This is a genomic window from Comamonas resistens, assembly GCF_030064165.1.
Classification (GTDB): Bacteria; Pseudomonadota; Gammaproteobacteria; order Burkholderiales; family Burkholderiaceae_C; genus Comamonas; species Comamonas resistens.
On sequence record NZ_CP125947.1, the window covers coordinates 319,025 to 333,635 of the forward strand.

22 protein-coding genes are annotated in these 14,611 nt (G+C 58.8%); 19 read left to right on the forward strand and 3 right to left on the reverse strand.

The annotated features are described in order from the left end of the window. The first annotated feature begins 131 nt into the window (after nucleotides 1-131). From rpsG to QMY55_RS01470, 15 genes are all read left to right on the forward strand, one after another. On the forward strand, nucleotides 132-605 hold the full coding sequence (gene rpsG, locus QMY55_RS01400) for a 30S ribosomal protein S7 (RefSeq protein ID WP_283486949.1): 474 nt from the start codon (nucleotides 132-134) through the stop codon (nucleotides 603-605). A gap of 144 nt (nucleotides 606-749) precedes the next feature. Beyond that, nucleotides 750-2,858: an elongation factor G gene (fusA, locus tag QMY55_RS01405; RefSeq protein ID WP_283486950.1), complete on the forward strand. Its 2,109-nt coding sequence runs from the start codon at nucleotides 750-752 to the stop codon at nucleotides 2,856-2,858. 178 nt (nucleotides 2,859-3,036) lie between these two features. After that, entirely contained in the window at nucleotides 3,037-4,227 is a 1,191-nt protein-coding gene (gene tuf, locus QMY55_RS01410) for an elongation factor Tu (protein WP_283486951.1), read from the forward strand. Nucleotides 4,228-4,252: 25 nt separating this feature from the next. After that, nucleotides 4,253-4,564 carry a 30S ribosomal protein S10 gene (gene rpsJ, locus QMY55_RS01415; RefSeq protein ID WP_003059431.1) on the forward strand — a complete coding sequence of 104 codons (312 nt, stop codon included), beginning with the start codon at nucleotides 4,253-4,255 and terminating at the stop codon, nucleotides 4,562-4,564. A gap of 212 nt (nucleotides 4,565-4,776) precedes the next feature. Further along, nucleotides 4,777-5,451, forward strand: a complete 675-nt coding sequence (gene rplC, locus QMY55_RS01420) for a 50S ribosomal protein L3 (protein ID WP_003059417.1) — start codon at nucleotides 4,777-4,779, stop codon at nucleotides 5,449-5,451. After that, nucleotides 5,451-6,074, forward strand: coding sequence for a 50S ribosomal protein L4 (gene rplD, locus QMY55_RS01425; RefSeq protein WP_283486954.1), 624 nt, complete (start codon nucleotides 5,451-5,453; stop codon nucleotides 6,072-6,074). Before rplC ends, rplD begins: the two co-directional genes overlap by 1 nt. Then, complete coding sequence (rplW, locus tag QMY55_RS01430; RefSeq protein ID WP_003059415.1) at nucleotides 6,071-6,385, forward strand: 50S ribosomal protein L23; 315 nt, start codon at nucleotides 6,071-6,073, stop codon at nucleotides 6,383-6,385. Before rplD ends, rplW begins: the two co-directional genes overlap by 4 nt. 2 nt (nucleotides 6,386-6,387) lie before the next feature. After that, nucleotides 6,388-7,212 (forward strand): 50S ribosomal protein L2, encoded by an 825-nt coding sequence (gene rplB / locus QMY55_RS01435; protein WP_003059414.1) that lies wholly within the window; start codon nucleotides 6,388-6,390, stop codon nucleotides 7,210-7,212. A gap of 10 nt (nucleotides 7,213-7,222) precedes the next feature. Then, the gene (rpsS, locus tag QMY55_RS01440; RefSeq protein WP_010467177.1) at nucleotides 7,223-7,498 is read left to right on the forward strand and encodes a 30S ribosomal protein S19; all 276 of its coding nucleotides are present in this window, start codon (nucleotides 7,223-7,225) and stop codon (nucleotides 7,496-7,498) included. Between the two features lie 10 nt (nucleotides 7,499-7,508). Then, complete coding sequence (gene rplV / locus QMY55_RS01445) at nucleotides 7,509-7,841, forward strand: 50S ribosomal protein L22 (protein WP_003059408.1); 333 nt, start codon at nucleotides 7,509-7,511, stop codon at nucleotides 7,839-7,841. A gap of 16 nt (nucleotides 7,842-7,857) precedes the next feature. Next, nucleotides 7,858-8,718: a 30S ribosomal protein S3 gene (rpsC, locus tag QMY55_RS01450; RefSeq protein ID WP_283486955.1), complete on the forward strand. Its 861-nt coding sequence runs from the start codon at nucleotides 7,858-7,860 to the stop codon at nucleotides 8,716-8,718. A gap of 2 nt (nucleotides 8,719-8,720) precedes the next feature. Continuing rightward, nucleotides 8,721-9,137, forward strand: a complete 417-nt coding sequence (gene rplP / locus QMY55_RS01455; RefSeq protein ID WP_003059405.1) for a 50S ribosomal protein L16 — start codon at nucleotides 8,721-8,723, stop codon at nucleotides 9,135-9,137. 10 nt (nucleotides 9,138-9,147) lie between these two features. After that, the gene (rpmC, locus tag QMY55_RS01460) at nucleotides 9,148-9,345 is read left to right on the forward strand and encodes a 50S ribosomal protein L29 (protein ID WP_166309895.1); all 198 of its coding nucleotides are present in this window, start codon (nucleotides 9,148-9,150) and stop codon (nucleotides 9,343-9,345) included. Nucleotides 9,346-9,354: 9 nt separating this feature from the next. After that, nucleotides 9,355-9,624, forward strand: a complete 270-nt coding sequence (gene rpsQ / locus QMY55_RS01465; RefSeq protein WP_003059401.1) for a 30S ribosomal protein S17 — start codon at nucleotides 9,355-9,357, stop codon at nucleotides 9,622-9,624. 117 nt (nucleotides 9,625-9,741) lie between these two features. Further along, entirely contained in the window at nucleotides 9,742-10,248 is a 507-nt protein-coding gene (locus QMY55_RS01470; protein WP_283486956.1) for a peroxiredoxin, read from the forward strand. Nucleotides 10,249-10,424: 176 nt separating this feature from the next. On the opposite strand, the gene QMY55_RS01475 is transcribed toward QMY55_RS01470, so the two are convergent. Together QMY55_RS01475 and QMY55_RS01480 are read right to left on the reverse strand one after the other, a co-directional pair. Then, a complete protein-coding gene (locus QMY55_RS01475) occupies nucleotides 10,425-10,913 on the reverse strand; it encodes a GNAT family N-acetyltransferase (protein WP_283486957.1) in 489 nt (162 codons plus the stop codon). A 95-nt stretch (nucleotides 10,914-11,008) separates the two neighbouring features. Next, complete coding sequence (locus tag QMY55_RS01480; protein WP_283486958.1) at nucleotides 11,009-11,701, reverse strand: cytochrome b/b6 domain-containing protein; 693 nt, start codon at nucleotides 11,699-11,701, stop codon at nucleotides 11,009-11,011. A 138-nt stretch (nucleotides 11,702-11,839) separates the two neighbouring features. On the opposite strand from QMY55_RS01480, the gene QMY55_RS01485 reads away from it, so the two are divergent. Then, nucleotides 11,840-12,286 (forward strand): c-type cytochrome, encoded by a 447-nt coding sequence (locus QMY55_RS01485; protein WP_283486959.1) that lies wholly within the window; start codon nucleotides 11,840-11,842, stop codon nucleotides 12,284-12,286. 178 nt (nucleotides 12,287-12,464) lie between these two features. Here the strand turns inward: QMY55_RS01485 and QMY55_RS01490 are convergent, their stop codons facing one another. Next, the gene (locus QMY55_RS01490; protein ID WP_283486960.1) at nucleotides 12,465-12,977 is read right to left on the reverse strand and encodes a TlpA disulfide reductase family protein; all 513 of its coding nucleotides are present in this window, start codon (nucleotides 12,975-12,977) and stop codon (nucleotides 12,465-12,467) included. Nucleotides 12,978-13,129: 152 nt separating this feature from the next. Between QMY55_RS01490 and QMY55_RS01495 the strand changes: the two genes are divergently transcribed. The 3 genes from QMY55_RS01495 (at nucleotide 13,130) to QMY55_RS01505 (ending at nucleotide 14,496) form a co-directional block, all read left to right on the forward strand. After that, a complete protein-coding gene (locus QMY55_RS01495; protein WP_283486961.1) occupies nucleotides 13,130-13,702 on the forward strand; it encodes a hypothetical protein in 573 nt (190 codons plus the stop codon). A gap of 100 nt (nucleotides 13,703-13,802) precedes the next feature. Then, nucleotides 13,803-14,258, forward strand: a complete 456-nt coding sequence (locus QMY55_RS01500) for a PTS sugar transporter subunit IIA (protein WP_283486962.1) — start codon at nucleotides 13,803-13,805, stop codon at nucleotides 14,256-14,258. Then, nucleotides 14,227-14,496: an HPr family phosphocarrier protein gene (locus QMY55_RS01505; protein ID WP_283486963.1), complete on the forward strand. Its 270-nt coding sequence runs from the start codon at nucleotides 14,227-14,229 to the stop codon at nucleotides 14,494-14,496. The genes QMY55_RS01500 and QMY55_RS01505 overlap by 32 nt, the downstream gene beginning before the upstream one ends. Nucleotides 14,497-14,611 lie beyond the last annotated feature (115 nt).

Consider the following 14,611-nt stretch of genomic DNA (forward strand, 5'->3'; position numbering starts at 1 on the left):
TTCGCCTGACTGGCGCGGTCAAACGTAGTGACCCGAAGCGCAAATGTTTGCGTGGGTCGAGTAAGTGAGAGTTTTGAATAGCTCTCGCGGTGTCGAAAAGACGCCAACTGAAGCAAAGATAGAGGTAAAAAATGCCACGTCGTCGCGAAGTCCCCAAGCGTGAAATTCTGCCGGATCCCAAGTTCGGCAACGTAGAGCTGTCCAAATTCATGAACGTGATCATGGAAGGCGGCAAGAAGGCAGTTGCCGAGCGCATCATTTATGGCGCTCTGGAACTGATCGAAAAGAAGCACCCCGGCAAGGATCCTCTGGAAGCCTTCGTGGTTGCTATTAACAACGTCAAGCCCATGGTGGAAGTGAAGTCCCGCCGTGTGGGTGGCGCCAACTACCAAGTGCCCGTGGAAGTGCGTCCCGTCCGTCGTCTGGCTCTGGCCATGCGCTGGATCAAGGAAGCTTCGCGCAAGCGCGGTGAGAAGTCCATGGCTCAACGCCTGGCCAACGAACTGATGGAAGCCACCGAAGGCCGTGGCGGCGCTATGAAGCGCCGTGACGAAGTGCACCGCATGGCCGAAGCCAACAAGGCATTCAGCCACTTCCGCTTCTAATCGGAATCTCCTCAGGGATGCAGGGCCGCATGCAAAAAATTGCTGCGGCCTTGTCTCGATTCTGAGTGCCCCCATATAGAGCTGCTGCCCGGGTGTAACAAACGCTGCAGGCAGCACTCCCATACGATCAAGCAAGGATCCATCATGGCTCGCAAGACCCCCATCGGCCGCTACCGCAACATCGGTATCTCGGCTCACATCGACGCAGGTAAGACCACCACGACCGAACGTATCCTGTTCTACACAGGCGTGACCCACAAGCTGGGTGAGGTGCACGACGGCGCTGCCACGACCGACTGGATGGAACAGGAACAAGAGCGCGGCATCACGATTACGTCTGCTGCCGTGACCTGCTTCTGGAAGGGTATGGACCTGTCCTACCCCGAACACCGTTTCAACATCATCGATACCCCCGGCCACGTGGACTTCACGATTGAAGTGGAGCGTTCCATGCGCGTGCTGGACGGCGCTTGCATGGTGTACTGCGCTGTGGGTGGCGTACAGCCCCAGTCCGAAACCGTGTGGCGTCAGGCCAACAAGTACAAGGTGCCTCGTCTGGCCTTCGTGAACAAGATGGACCGTACCGGCGCCAACTTCTTCAAGGTCGTGGACCAGATCAAGACTCGCCTGAAGGGCAACCCCGTGCCTGTGGTGGTGCCAATCGGTGCCGAAGACAACTTCAAGGGTGTTGTGGACCTGCTGAAGATGAAGGCCATCCTGTGGGATGAAGCTTCTCAAGGCATGAAGTTCGATTACGCTGAAATCCCTGCCGATGTTCAGGAAACCGCTGAGAAGTGGCGCGAGAACATGGTGGAAGCTGCGGCTGAAGCCAGCGAAGACCTGATGAACAAGTACCTGGAAGAAGGTACTCTGTCCGAAGAGGACATCAAGAATGGTCTGCGTGCTCGTACCCTGGCTGTGGAAATTCAGCCCATGCTGTGCGGTACCGCCTTCAAGAACAAGGGTGTGCAGCGCATGCTGGACGCCGTGATCGACTATCTGCCTTCTCCTATCGACATTCCCGATGTGGAAGGCACCGATCCCGACGACGAAGAAAAGCGTCTGTCGCGCAAGGCTGATGACGAAGAGAAGTTCTCGGCCCTGGCTTTCAAGCTGATGACCGACCCCTTCGTGGGCCAGCTGACCTTCGTGCGCGTGTACTCTGGCGTTCTGTCCAAGGGCGACACCGTGCTGAACTCGGTCAAGGGCAAGAAGGAGCGTATCGGCCGTATCGTGCAGATGATGGCCAACGAGCGTATCGAAATCGAAGAACTGCGCGCTGGCGACATCGCTGCTTGCGTGGGTCTGAAGGACGTGACCACCGGTGAAACCCTGTGCGATGTGGCTGCTCCCATCGTGCTGGAGCGCATGGTCTTCCCCGAGCCCGTGATTGCACAGGCTGTGGAACCCAAGTCCAAGGCCGACCAGGAAAAGATGGGCATCGCCCTGTCGCGTCTGGCTGCTGAAGATCCTTCCTTCCGCGTGCGCACCGACGAAGAATCGGGTCAGACCATCATCGCCGGTATGGGCGAGCTGCACCTGGAAATCATCGTTGACCGCATGAAGCGTGAATTCAACGTGGAAGCCAACGTGGGCAAGCCTCAAGTGGCTTACCGCGAAACCGTGCGCAGCACTGTCAAGGATGTGGACGGCAAGTTCGTTCGTCAGTCCGGCGGTAAGGGTCAGTACGGTCACGTGGTGTTCACGCTGGAACCCCAGGAAGCCGGCAAGGGCTTCGAGTTCGTCGACGAAATCAAGGGTGGTGTGGTTCCTCGCGAATACATCCCTGCGGTGGAAAAGGGCGTGATCGAAGCTCTGACTTCTGGTGTGCTGGCTGGTTACCCCGTGGTGGACGTGAAGGTGCGTCTGACCTTCGGTTCGTACCACGACGTGGACTCGTCCGAAATGGCGTTCAAGATGGCCGCTATCTTCGGTTTCAAGGAAGCTGCTCGCAAGGCCAACCCCGTCATCCTGGAGCCCATGATGGCTGTGGAAGTGGAAACGCCTGAAGACTACGCTGGTACCGTGATGGGTGACTTGTCTTCCCGCCGCGGCATGGTGCAGGGCATGGACGACATGGTTGGTGGCGGCAAGGCCATCAAGGCTGAAGTGCCTCTGTCCGAAATGTTCGGCTACGCCACTCAGCTGCGTTCCATGACCCAAGGTCGTGCCAGCTACACCATGGAGTTCAAGCACTACTCTGAAGCTCCTCGCAATGTGGCTGAAGCCATCGTTGCTGCCCGCGCCAAGTAATTAGCGCAGGTTTGACGAATCGGTCATAATCCCCGGTTCTGATCGCAACAGCTCCTTGTGAGCTGTTGCGATTTTGCCGGTCTGCGATCCCATGCCGTCCTGTTTCCTGTGCGGGGCGAATCAGCAATGAGGTGCAGACCTTAAACATCACACAGGTTTTTGCTCTTTCGGAGAAATCATGGCAAAAGAAAAATTCGAACGTACCAAGCCCCACGTGAACGTGGGCACCATCGGTCACGTTGACCACGGCAAGACCACCCTGACTGCTGCTATCGCCACCGTGCTGTCCAAGCACTTCGGCGGTGAAGCCAAGGACTACTCGCAGATCGACAACGCGCCTGAAGAAAAGGCCCGTGGTATCACGATCAACACTTCGCACGTCGAGTACGAAACCGCTGCTCGTCACTACGCTCACGTGGACTGCCCCGGTCACGCTGACTATGTGAAGAACATGATTACCGGTGCTGCCCAGATGGACGGCGCTATCCTGGTTTGCTCCGCTGCTGACGGCCCCATGCCCCAGACTCGCGAGCACATCCTGCTGTCGCGCCAGGTGGGCGTGCCCTACATCATCGTGTTCCTGAACAAGGCCGACATGGTGGACGACGAAGAACTGCTGGAACTGGTCGAAATGGAAGTGCGCGAGCTGCTGTCCAAGTACGACTTCCCCGGTGATGACACTCCCATCATCCGCGGTTCCGCCAAGCTGGCTCTGGAAGGCGACCAATCCGACAAGGGTGAACCCGCTATCCTGCGCCTGGCCGAAGCTCTGGACACCTACATCCCCACTCCCGAGCGTGCTGTTGACGGCGCCTTCGTGATGCCTGTGGAAGACGTGTTCTCCATCTCCGGTCGTGGTACCGTGGTGACCGGCCGTATCGAGCGCGGCATCATCAAGGTTGGCGAAGAAATCGAAATCGTCGGTATCAAGGACACCGTCAAGACCACCGTGACCGGCGTGGAAATGTTCCGCAAGCTGCTGGACCAAGGTCAAGCTGGTGACAACGTGGGTCTGCTGCTGCGCGGCACCAAGCGTGAAGACGTGGAACGCGGCCAAGTGCTGTGCAAGCCCGGCTCCATCAAGCCCCACACCCACTTCACCGCTGAGGTGTATGTGCTGTCGAAGGACGAAGGCGGTCGCCACACTCCTTTCTTCAACAACTACCGTCCTCAGTTCTACTTCCGTACGACCGACGTGACCGGCTCCATCGAGCTGCCCGAAGGTAAGGAAATGGTGATGCCTGGCGATAACGTGTCGATCACCGTGAAGCTGATCGCTCCTATCGCTATGGAAGAAGGTCTGCGTTTCGCTATCCGCGAAGGTGGTCGTACTGTTGGTGCCGGTGTGGTTGCCAAGATCATTGCCTAATTCTTAGAAAAGCTAGGAATTAACAATGTCTAAGCAAAAGATCCGTATCCGCCTGAAGGCGTTCGACTACAAGCTGATCGACCAGTCTGCAGCCGAAATCGTTGACACCGCCAAGCGCACCGGCGCGATTGTCAAGGGTCCTGTGCCCCTGCCAACACGCATGAAGCGTTTCGACATCCTGCGTTCGCCTCACGTCAACAAGACCAGCCGCGACCAGTTCGAAATCCGCACTCACCAGCGTCTGATGGACATCGTTGACCCCACCGACAAGACGGTTGACGCTCTGATGAAGCTGGACCTGCCCGCAGGTGTGGACGTCGAAATCAAACTGCAATAAGAGTTTTGGAAACCCTCCGAGGTACATCCTTGGGGGTTTTTGAGGGTCTTTATTTAACGCGAACTTGCTTGAAAAAGCAGTTCGCGTTAAACTTTGGGGCTTCGCTTTTGATGCGAAGTTTTATTAACCTTCTTTTGTGTGCTAGGCCTGAAGGCTGAGGCGCAACGCTGGGCCAATTGCAGTTTCAGCGGCAAAAGTTTTGGAGCAAACAAATGAGTCTGAGCAACTCCCTGGGGTTGCTGGGTCGCAAGGTGGGCATGATGCGTCTGTTCACTGATGATGGGGACGCAGTGCCTGTCACAGTGGTGGATGTTTCTAACAACCGCGTGACTCAGGTCAAAACCCAAGAGAACGATGGCTATGTGGCCCTGCAGGTCACTTTCGGTGCACGCAAGGCTTCTCGCGTGACCAAGCCTCAAGCTGGCCACCTCGCCAAGGCGGGTGTTGAAGCCGGTGAAGTGACCCGTGAATTCCGCGTGACTGATGAAACCGCTGGCAAGTACGCCGCTGGTGCTGTTCTGCCTGTGGCTGAACTGTTCAGCGTTGGCCAGAAGGTGGACGTGCAAGGCACTTCCATCGGTAAGGGTTACGCCGGCACGATCAAGCGTCACAACTTCTCGTCGCAGCGCGCTTCGCACGGTAACAGCCGTTCGCACAATGTCCCCGGCTCGATCGGTATGGCACAGGACCCCGGTCGTGTGTTCCCCGGCAAGCGTATGACCGGCCACATGGGCGACGAAACCGTCACTACTCAAAACCTCGACGTGGTTCGTATCGACGAAGCACGCCAACTGCTGTTGATCAAGGGTGCTATTCCTGGCGCCAAGGGTGGCTTCGTTTCCGTGCGCCCCGCGATCAAGGCTAAAGCTTCCAAAGGAGCGAACTAATGCAGCTCGAACTCCTGAATGAACAAGGCCAGGCTGCTTCCAAGGTGGAAGCTCCCGAGACTGTGTTCGGTCGTGAATTCAACGAAGATCTGGTCCACCAGCTGGTGACTGCCTACCGTGCCAACGCACGTCAAGGCACTCGCGCTCAGAAGGACCGTGAACAAGTGCGTCACACCACTGCCAAGCCTTTCAAGCAAAAGGGTACAGGCCGTGCACGTGCTGGTATGTCCTCCTCGCCTCTGTGGCGTGGCGGCGGTCGCATCTTCCCTAACCTGCCCGAAGAAAACTTCTCGCAGAAGATCAACAAGAAGATGTACCGCGCCGGTATGGCTTCCATCCTGTCTCAGCTGGCCCGCGAAGGCCGTCTGGCAGTTGTGGAATCCCTGACGCTGGATACCCCCAAGACCAAGGTGCTGGCAGACAAGTTCAAGGCTATGAACGTGTCTTCGTCGGTGATGGTGATCGCTGAAGAAATCGACGAGAACCTGTACCTGGCATCCCGCAATCTGAAGAACGTGTTCGTGGTTGAGCCGCGCTATGCAGACCCCGTGTCGCTGGTGCACTACAAGAAAGTGCTCGTCACCAAGGGTGCGATCGACAAACTCAAGGAGATGTTCGCATGAGCACTACCAAGTTTGACGAAGGTCGTCTGATGCAAGTGCTGGTCGCTCCCATCGTGTCCGAAAAGGCCACTCTGGTTGCTGAAAAGTCCAATGCTGTGACATTCAAGGTGCTGCAGAACGCTACCAAGCCCGAAATCAAGGCCGCTGTGGAATTGATGTTCAAGGTTGAAGTGGCTGGCGTGTCTGTGGTGAACACCAAGGGCAAGACCAAGCGCTTTGGCAAGACCGTGGGCCGTCGCGACAACGTTCGCAAGGCATACGTGATGCTCAAGCCTGGTCAAGAGCTGAACCTGTCCGGGGAGGCTGCGTAATCATGGCTGTTATCAAGCTCAAACCTACGACCCCCGGCCAACGCGGCGCGGTGAAGGTTACTCGCGACCACCTGCACAAGGGTGAGGGCTTTGCCCCCCTGCTGGAAGCTCAATTCCAGAAGGCCGGTCGTAATAACAACGGTCACATCACGACTCGCCACAAGGGCGGTGGTCACAAGCACCACTACCGTGTGGTGGACTTCAAGCGCAACAAGGACGGTATCCCCGCCAAGGTTGAGCGCATTGAATACGACCCCAACCGTACTGCTCACATCGCTCTGGTGTGCTATGCAGACGGCGAGCGTCGCTACGTCATTGCTCCTCGCAACCTGGAAGTGGGCGCCACCATCATCAGCGGCTCCGAAGCTCCTATCCGCGTGGGCAACACCCTGCCTATCCGCAACATCCCCGTGGGCTCGACCATCCACTGCATCGAACTGAAGATCGGTGCCGGTGCTCAGATCGCTCGCTCGGCTGGTACCTCCGCCACTCTGCTGGCTCGCGAAGGCATCTACGCTCAAGTGCGTATGCGTTCGGGCGAAGTCCGCAAGGTGCACATCGAGTGCCGCGCCACCATCGGTGAAGTTGCCAACGAAGAACACAGCCTGCGCCGTCTGGGCAAGGCCGGTGTGAAGCGTTGGATGGGTATTCGTCCTACCGTCCGCGGTACGGTCATGAACCCTGTCGACCACCCGCACGGTGGTGGTGAAGGTAAGACCGGTGAAGGCCGTCACCCAGTTGACCCATGGGGCAATCTGACGAAGGGCTACCGCACCCGTAACAACAAGCGCACACAGACCATGATCGTGTCGCGCCGTAAGAAGTAAGGGGTAGCAAATGACTCGTTCTCTTAAAAAGGGTCCGTTTGTTGACCATCACTTGCTGGCCAAGGTCGAAAAGGCCGTTGCCACCAAGGATAAGAAGCCAGTGAAGACCTGGTCGCGTCGCTCCATGGTTCTGCCCGAGTTCATCGGTCTGACCATCGCCGTGCACAACGGCAAGCAACACGTGCCGGTTTATGTGACTGACCAGATGGTCGGCCACAAGCTGGGTGAATTCGCGCTGACTCGTACCTTCAAGGGTCACCCTGCGGACAAGAAAGCCAAGAAGTAAGGAATAGAACATGTCTGAAACACGTGCTGTTCTCCGTGGCGTCCGCCTGTCTGTTGACAAGGGTCGCCTGGTCGCGGATCTGATCCGCGGCAAGAAGGTGGATCAAGCTCTGAACATTCTCCAGTTCACGCAGAAAAAAGCTGCCGTGATCGTGAAGAAGGTTCTGGAATCCGCTATCGCCAACGCTGAGCACAATGACGGCGCCGATATCGACGAACTGAAGGTCAAGACCATCTACGTCGAACAAGGCACCACGCTCAAGCGTTTCACTGCTCGCGCCAAGGGCCGTGGTAACCGCATCAGCAAGCCTACCTGCCACATCTACGTGACAGTGGGTAACTGAGGCCTTAAGGAAGAATATGGGACAGAAAATCCATCCTACCGGCTTCCGTCTGGCGGTGAGCCGCAACTGGGCAAGCCGCTGGTACGCTAGCAACCGTGACTTCGCCGGCATGCTGGCCGAAGACATCAAGGTGCGTGAGTACCTGAAGGCCAAGCTGAAGAACGCTGCCGTGGCTCGCGTTCTGATCGAGCGTCCTGCCAAGAACGCCCGCATCACCATCTTCTCGGCTCGTCCGGGCGTGGTGATCGGCAAGAAGGGTGAAGACATCGAGGCGCTGAAGAAGGAACTCGCTACCCGTCTGGGCGTGCCTGTCGCAGTGAACATCGAAGAAGTGCGCAAGCCTGAAATCGATGCCAAGCTGATCGCTGACTCCATCTGCCAGCAGCTGGAAAAGCGCATCATGTTCCGCCGCGCCATGAAGCGTGCCATGCAGAACGCCATGCGTCTGGGTGCTCAAGGCATCAAGATCATGTCGTCCGGTCGTCTGAACGGTATCGAAATCGCTCGTACCGAGTGGTACCGTGAAGGCCGCGTGCCTCTTCACACTCTGCGTGCTGACATCGACTATGGCTTCTCCGAAGCCAAGACGACTTACGGCATCATCGGCGTGAAGGTCTGGGTCTACAAGGGTGATACCTTGGGCCGCAACGACCTGCCCGCCGTGGAAACGCCCCGTCCTGACGACGAGCGTCGTCCTCGTGGTCCCCGTCGCGACGGTCGTCGTGATGGCGCTGGCCGCGGTGGTCGCCGTCCCGCTGGTACCAATGCCGCTCCTGCCGATGGCAGCGACAAGCCTGCTGGCGCTGGTGCTGATTCCGTTAAGCGCGTTCGTAAGGCTGACGCGCCCGCTACAGCAGCGGACGGTAAAGGAGAATAAACATGCTGCAACCTGCACGCCGCAAGTTCCGTAAGGAGCAAAAAGGCCGCAACACCGGCATCGCTACCCGTGGCAACTCCGTTGCTTTCGGCGATTTCGGTTTGAAGTCTACTGACCGTGGTCGTCTGACCGCACGCCAGATCGAAGCTGCACGTCGTGCAATTTCCCGTCACGTCAAGCGTGGTGGTCGTATCTGGATCCGCGTGTTCCCGGACAAGCCCATCTCTACCAAGCCCGCCGAAGTGCGTATGGGTAACGGTAAGGGCAACCCCGAGTACTACGTGGCCGAAATCCAGCCCGGCAAGGTGATCTACGAAATCGTGGGTGTGCCTGAAGAGCTGGCCCGTGAAGCGTTCCGCCTGGCTGCTGCGAAGCTGCCTCTGCGCACGACCTTCGTGTCCCGTCACATTGGTGCTTAAGGAGATCAACATGACGAAATCTGCTGAACTCCGCCAAAAAGACGTGGCTGGTCTGGAAGCTGAAGTGAAGTCCCTGCAAAAGGCTCACTTCGGTCTGCGCATGCAAAAGGCCACGCAACAACTGGGCAACACTGCGACCCTCAAGGCCACGCGCCGCGACATCGCTCGTGCCAAGACCATCCTTGCTGAAAAGCAAGCCGCCAAGTAAGGAGCCGACATGACGGAAGCTAAAACATCCCTCAAGCGCACCTTGATTGGCAAGGTGGTCAGCGACAAGCGTGCCAAGACCGTGACCGTTCTGGTGGAACGCCGCGTCAAGCACCCCATCTACGACAAGATCATGATCAAGTCGAGCAAGTACCACGCTCACGACGAGCAAGGTGAGTACAAGCTGGGTGACGTGGTTGAAATCACCGAGAGCCGTCCTCTCTCCAAGACCAAGAACTGGGTTGCTACCCGCTTGGTGCAAAAGGCTGCTCTGGTGTAAGCCTAACTGGCACCACCGGCTGCAACGCCTCTAAAAACGACCCACAATGCGTGGGTCGTTTTTTTATTTGGGCCGTCAATTCCGGTGGCCCATGCTGATGCAACCAAGGAGAAATTCATGATCAAAGTTGGAGACACACTGCCCACCGTCACACTGACCGAGTATGTGGAAGTGGAAGGTAACGGCTGCAGCATCGGCCCCAACCCCGTCAAGCTGCCTGAAGCCCTGGCCGGCAAGACCATTGCCCTGTTTGCCGTGCCCGGCGCTTTCACACCCACCTGCTCCGAAAAGCACCTGCCTGGCTACGTGGCTCAGGCCGATGCGCTCAAGGCTGCGGGCGTGGATGAAATCTGGTGCCTGGCGGTGAATGACGCCTTTGTGATGGGCGCCTGGGGCCGTGACCAGAAGGTTGGCGGCAAGGTGCGCATGATTGCCGACGGCGATGCCGCATTTGCCAAGGCGACCGGCCTGACGCTGGACCTTAACGGCAAGGGCCTGGGTCTGCGCGCCAACCGCTTCTCCATGCTGGTCAAGGACGGCAAGGTTGCCACGCTGAACGTGGAAGGCCCGGGCAAGTTCGAAGTCAGCGGCGCCGACACCCTGCTGGCCCAGGCCAAGGCCTGATCAAATGCTCCCCTGAGTCGCTAGCGCGCCTTCCCCCTGAAGGGGGACGAAGGCGCCCCCGCCGCGAGGCGGCTCTTGCTCGGCCTCCCTCTGCTCTGGAGTGCGCCGGCTTTATGGGGAGTGCTCGATATGAAAAGGCATTGCCAATTCGGCAATGCCTTTTTTGCATTCAGAGCTCAGAACAGATCCGCCTTGAGGTAATGCGCACCAGGAAGCGGGTTGTGATAGTAGGGGTCGATGGACTCGAAACCCAGGTCCACATACAACGCGCGGGCGGCCTCCATATCGTCCAGGGTGTCGAGCAGCACATGGTCATAGCCGGCCTGACGTGCGGCGTCGAGCATGGCTTCGGCCAGTTGACGACCCAGGCCAAAGCCGCGAAAGGCCTTGCGCACATACAGGCGCTTCATTTCGGCAGCGTTGGGGTAGTCGCAGTCGTCAAGCGGGCGCAGAGCACAGCAGCCTGCCAGTGCGCCGTCCACGCGAGCCAGCAGAATCTGACCGCGAGGTGCGGCATAGTCGCCGGGGAGGTCAGCGATTTCGGATTCGAATCCTTGAAATTTCAGGTCAATGTTCAGGCTGTCTGCATACTCCTGAAAGATCTGGCGCACTGCATCCATTTCTTCGGGGGCTGGAGCCAGCAAGTCCACGGCAGGCTTGTCCACGGCAACTAGGCAATGATGAAAGAAGACTCAGTGTAGCGGCAAGAACGAAACAGGGTGAAAGCGTTGCCTTGCTCAGCGTCTGTAAAGGTGTTTTATTAAAAGGATGCCACCTGGCCCAGCTGATGCACCCACCAGGCAAGGCCGCTGGAGACCAGGGCCAGCACGGCGGCCAGCAGTCGGGTGCCAAGGCTGTCGCGTGCGGAGGTGACCGGGGACTCCAGCTGCTTGTCGCCGCTGATCATGGCAGGCACCAGGCGGTGGCCGCGCAGGCTGTACCAGGCGATGGCAACGAGGTGCAGGCCGACCAGCGCATAAATCAGATACTGCCCCCAATGCGCGTGGTAATGCGTGGCCGTGGAGATGGTCTCGCCCGAGACGAAGCGCGTCAGCGGCCCGCTGAAGGCAATTTCATCATCTGCCAGCAACCCGCTTGCGACCTGCGCTATCAGAGCCACGAGCATGGTCAGCGCGGAAAGCGCGCCCAGCGGGTTATGGCCGGCGCGGTCGCTGACATGGGCTGCACCGCGCAGATAACGCGAGAGTGCGGAGGGCGAGGGCAGCAGTTGCATCAGCCGCGACCAGTAGCCGCCCACCAGTGCCCAGAGCAGCCGAAAGATCAGCAGGGCCAGCACGACCTGCCCCAGGATCAGATGCCAGTTCATCGCATTGCCGCCGAGTTTGGCGGTCACCACCAGCGCCACGATGCATAGAGCCAGCAGCCAGTGAAACAGGCGCGTGGGCAGATCCCAGATGCGAATGGTGTGAGTGGCGGGGCGAGTGGGCGTCATGTGCTTGTGGAGGGAAGTGGTGCCTGCAGCATTGTGCCTTGCGACGCAGGCCGCAGTGCGTTGTCGACACAAGCGTCTGCGATACTGCGCGGACTGTCCGCTCGAGGCAGCTTGTCGATACTCAGAAAGGATGACCCGATGAAAGTTTTCTCCACCCTGGCTTTGGCTGCAGTGATTGCCACCGTGGCCCTGCCAGCGTCGGCCCAGTTTGCGAAGCCTGAAGATGCCATCAAGTACCGTCAGAGCGCTTTGAGCGTGCTGGGCACGCATTTCGGCCGCCTGGGCGCCATGGCCAATGGCAAGATGGCTTATGACGCCAAGAGCGCGCAGGAGAGCGCCGAGATCGTGGCCTTCATGTCCAAGCTGCCATGGGCTGGCTTTGGTGCCGGCACCGAAGGTGGCAAGTCCAAGCCCGAAGTGTGGAAGGAACAGGCCAAGTTCCATGATCTGTCGGACAAGATGCAGGCCGAAGCGGTCAAGCTCAATGCCGCCGCCAAGGTGGGCAATGTGGACAGTCTCAAGGCCGCTTTTGGCCCCGCTGCCAATAGCTGCAAGAGCTGCCACGACAGCTTCCGGAACAAGTAACCCCCCTGAGCCGCTGCGCGGCTTCCCCCAGGGGCAGCATCATTCGATGCTCCAGGCATGAAAAAACCGACCATTGGTCGGTTTTTTTGTGAGCTACTGCCGCTTGCTATTTCTATGTTTCAGGTGCTTTTGATATTGAAGTGACCTGCTATCAAGCGCTGCCAGCTATGGTTTTGAATCAAGCTGCAGCCGGCTCTGCCAGAAGCTTCTCGATCAGCTTGTGCAGCTCTTCGAAGTTGGGTGCTCCCACATAGCTCTTCACGATTTCACCGCGCTTGTTGACGATGAAGGTCGAGGGCGTGAGCTGCACATCGCCCCAGGCTTTGGCCACGCCGCCAGTGTTGTCCAGCGCTACGTTGAAAGGCAGCTTGCGCGACTCGACAAAGTTCACCACATAGCTGGGTGGGTCGTAGCTCATGGCCACGGCCAGGGTGTCGAAGCCCTTGTCCTTGTATTTGTTGTGCGTGCTGATGATCTCGGGCATCTCCGCCACGCAGGTGGTGCAGCTGGTGGCCCAGAAGTTGACCAGCGTGACCTTGCCCTTGAGGTCGGCCGTCGTCTTCTGGCTGCCGTCCAGCAGCACGAATGTGGACTGAGGTGCAGCCGACTGACCGGCGCCCGAATACACCCAGGCTCCGACGCCAATGACGGCGGCAGCCACTACGCCTGCGATCCAATGTTTGCTTGCCATGGTGGGATTGTGCACAAATGATCAGCACCTTGCTGGTCTGCAGGTTTGGAGCTCCAGTCTTGCGTAAAAGTTCAATCTGTCCTCTGCCTGCCCCGGGTCAACCCTAGGGCTTTATGGCGCAAGCCCCTGTGGGGGCTAAAGATAATGCCGATATGAGAACTTCGGGACTGGCAGCTTCGGCAATGCTGGCCTGCAGCATCGTGCTGCTGGCGGCCTGCAGTCCTGCGCTCAATTGGCGTACGGTGCAGCTCAAGGACGCTGCGCTGCAGATCACTCTGCCTTGCGATCCGCAGGCAGCTACGCGCCCGGTTCCCATGGGGCCCGCGGTAGTGCAGCTGTCGGTGCTGGGCTGCGAAGCCCAAGGCTCGACCTATGCGGTCTCGCACTTTCAGCTCGCTGATCCGGCTGGTGCGGCCAGGGCGCTGGGTTACTGGCAGCAGGCGGTGCTCAATCAGCTGCGCTCCGAGACTGACCCCGGCAGTGCGGCGGTATTGCAAGCGCAAGGAGATGGTCCCTGGGTGCCCAGGGGCGCACTGAATCTGCCGCAATCCCGGCGCATCACTTTCGAGGGACTAAGCAGCCAGGGTCAGAAAGTGACAGGGCATGGTCTCTGGTTTGCGCGTATCGAAGGGACGGGTGTGCGGCTTTATCACGCGGTGATCTATGGGCGCAAGGCGCAGCCCGCCGAGGCCGATATGTTCTTTTCAGGGCTGCAGCTGCAGTAGGGCGCTGGTCCGACGCCATGTCCCCTTGCTTTTACCTACGCCACGAGACCCAGACTTCGGCCTTCAAGCGCCATAATTTGCCATCAAGAACTGTGATTACATGACCACGCGCATTCTTTTGCTCACCCACGCACCGCTGGCTTCCGCTCTGCGCGAGTGTGCCCTGCACGTCTTTGCCGACAGCGCAGACGATGTGCTGGCGCTGGATGTCCCCGCCAGCGAGGCGCCCGAGGCCACGCTGGAGCGTGCCCAGGCCTTGCTGGCCGCTCACGGCGGCATGGAGGTCTCCACATTGGTGCTGACCGATTTGTTCGGTGCCACGCCCTGCAATGTGGCTCAGCGCCTGACGGCCCAGTTGCCTGCGCGGCTGGTGGCCGGGGTGAATCTGCCCATGCTGTTGCGCTCCATCGGCTATCGACATGAGCCGCTGGACGAGCTGGTGTCCCGGGCCATGGTGGGCGGCAGCCAGGGAGTGATGCAGGTGGCCAGCAGTTCCCGACAAAATCAAAGCGCACGACCCTCTCATGATCAAGACCAACATCACCATCAGCAATAAATTGGGCCTGCACGCCCGTGCGTCGGCCAAGCTCACCAAGCTGGCCGGCAGCTTTCCCTGCGAAGTCTGGCTGACCAAGGGCGAGCGCCGCGTCAATGCCAAAAGCATCATGGGAGTGATGATGCTGGCCGCGGGCATTGGCTCGGAGCTGGAGCTGGAAACCGATGGCGAGCAGGAGCAGCAGGCCACCGATGCCTTGGTGGCGCTGATCGACGACAAATTTGGTGAAGGTCAGTAAGAACTGGTCTCACAGGGCGTCTGGGGCATGGCCGCCAGATGCAGGATTGACGATAGGCAAGGGTGGAAGCTAGCCCCTGCCGCTCGTAGCAAAGAGCAGGTTTTCATGCCGGCAT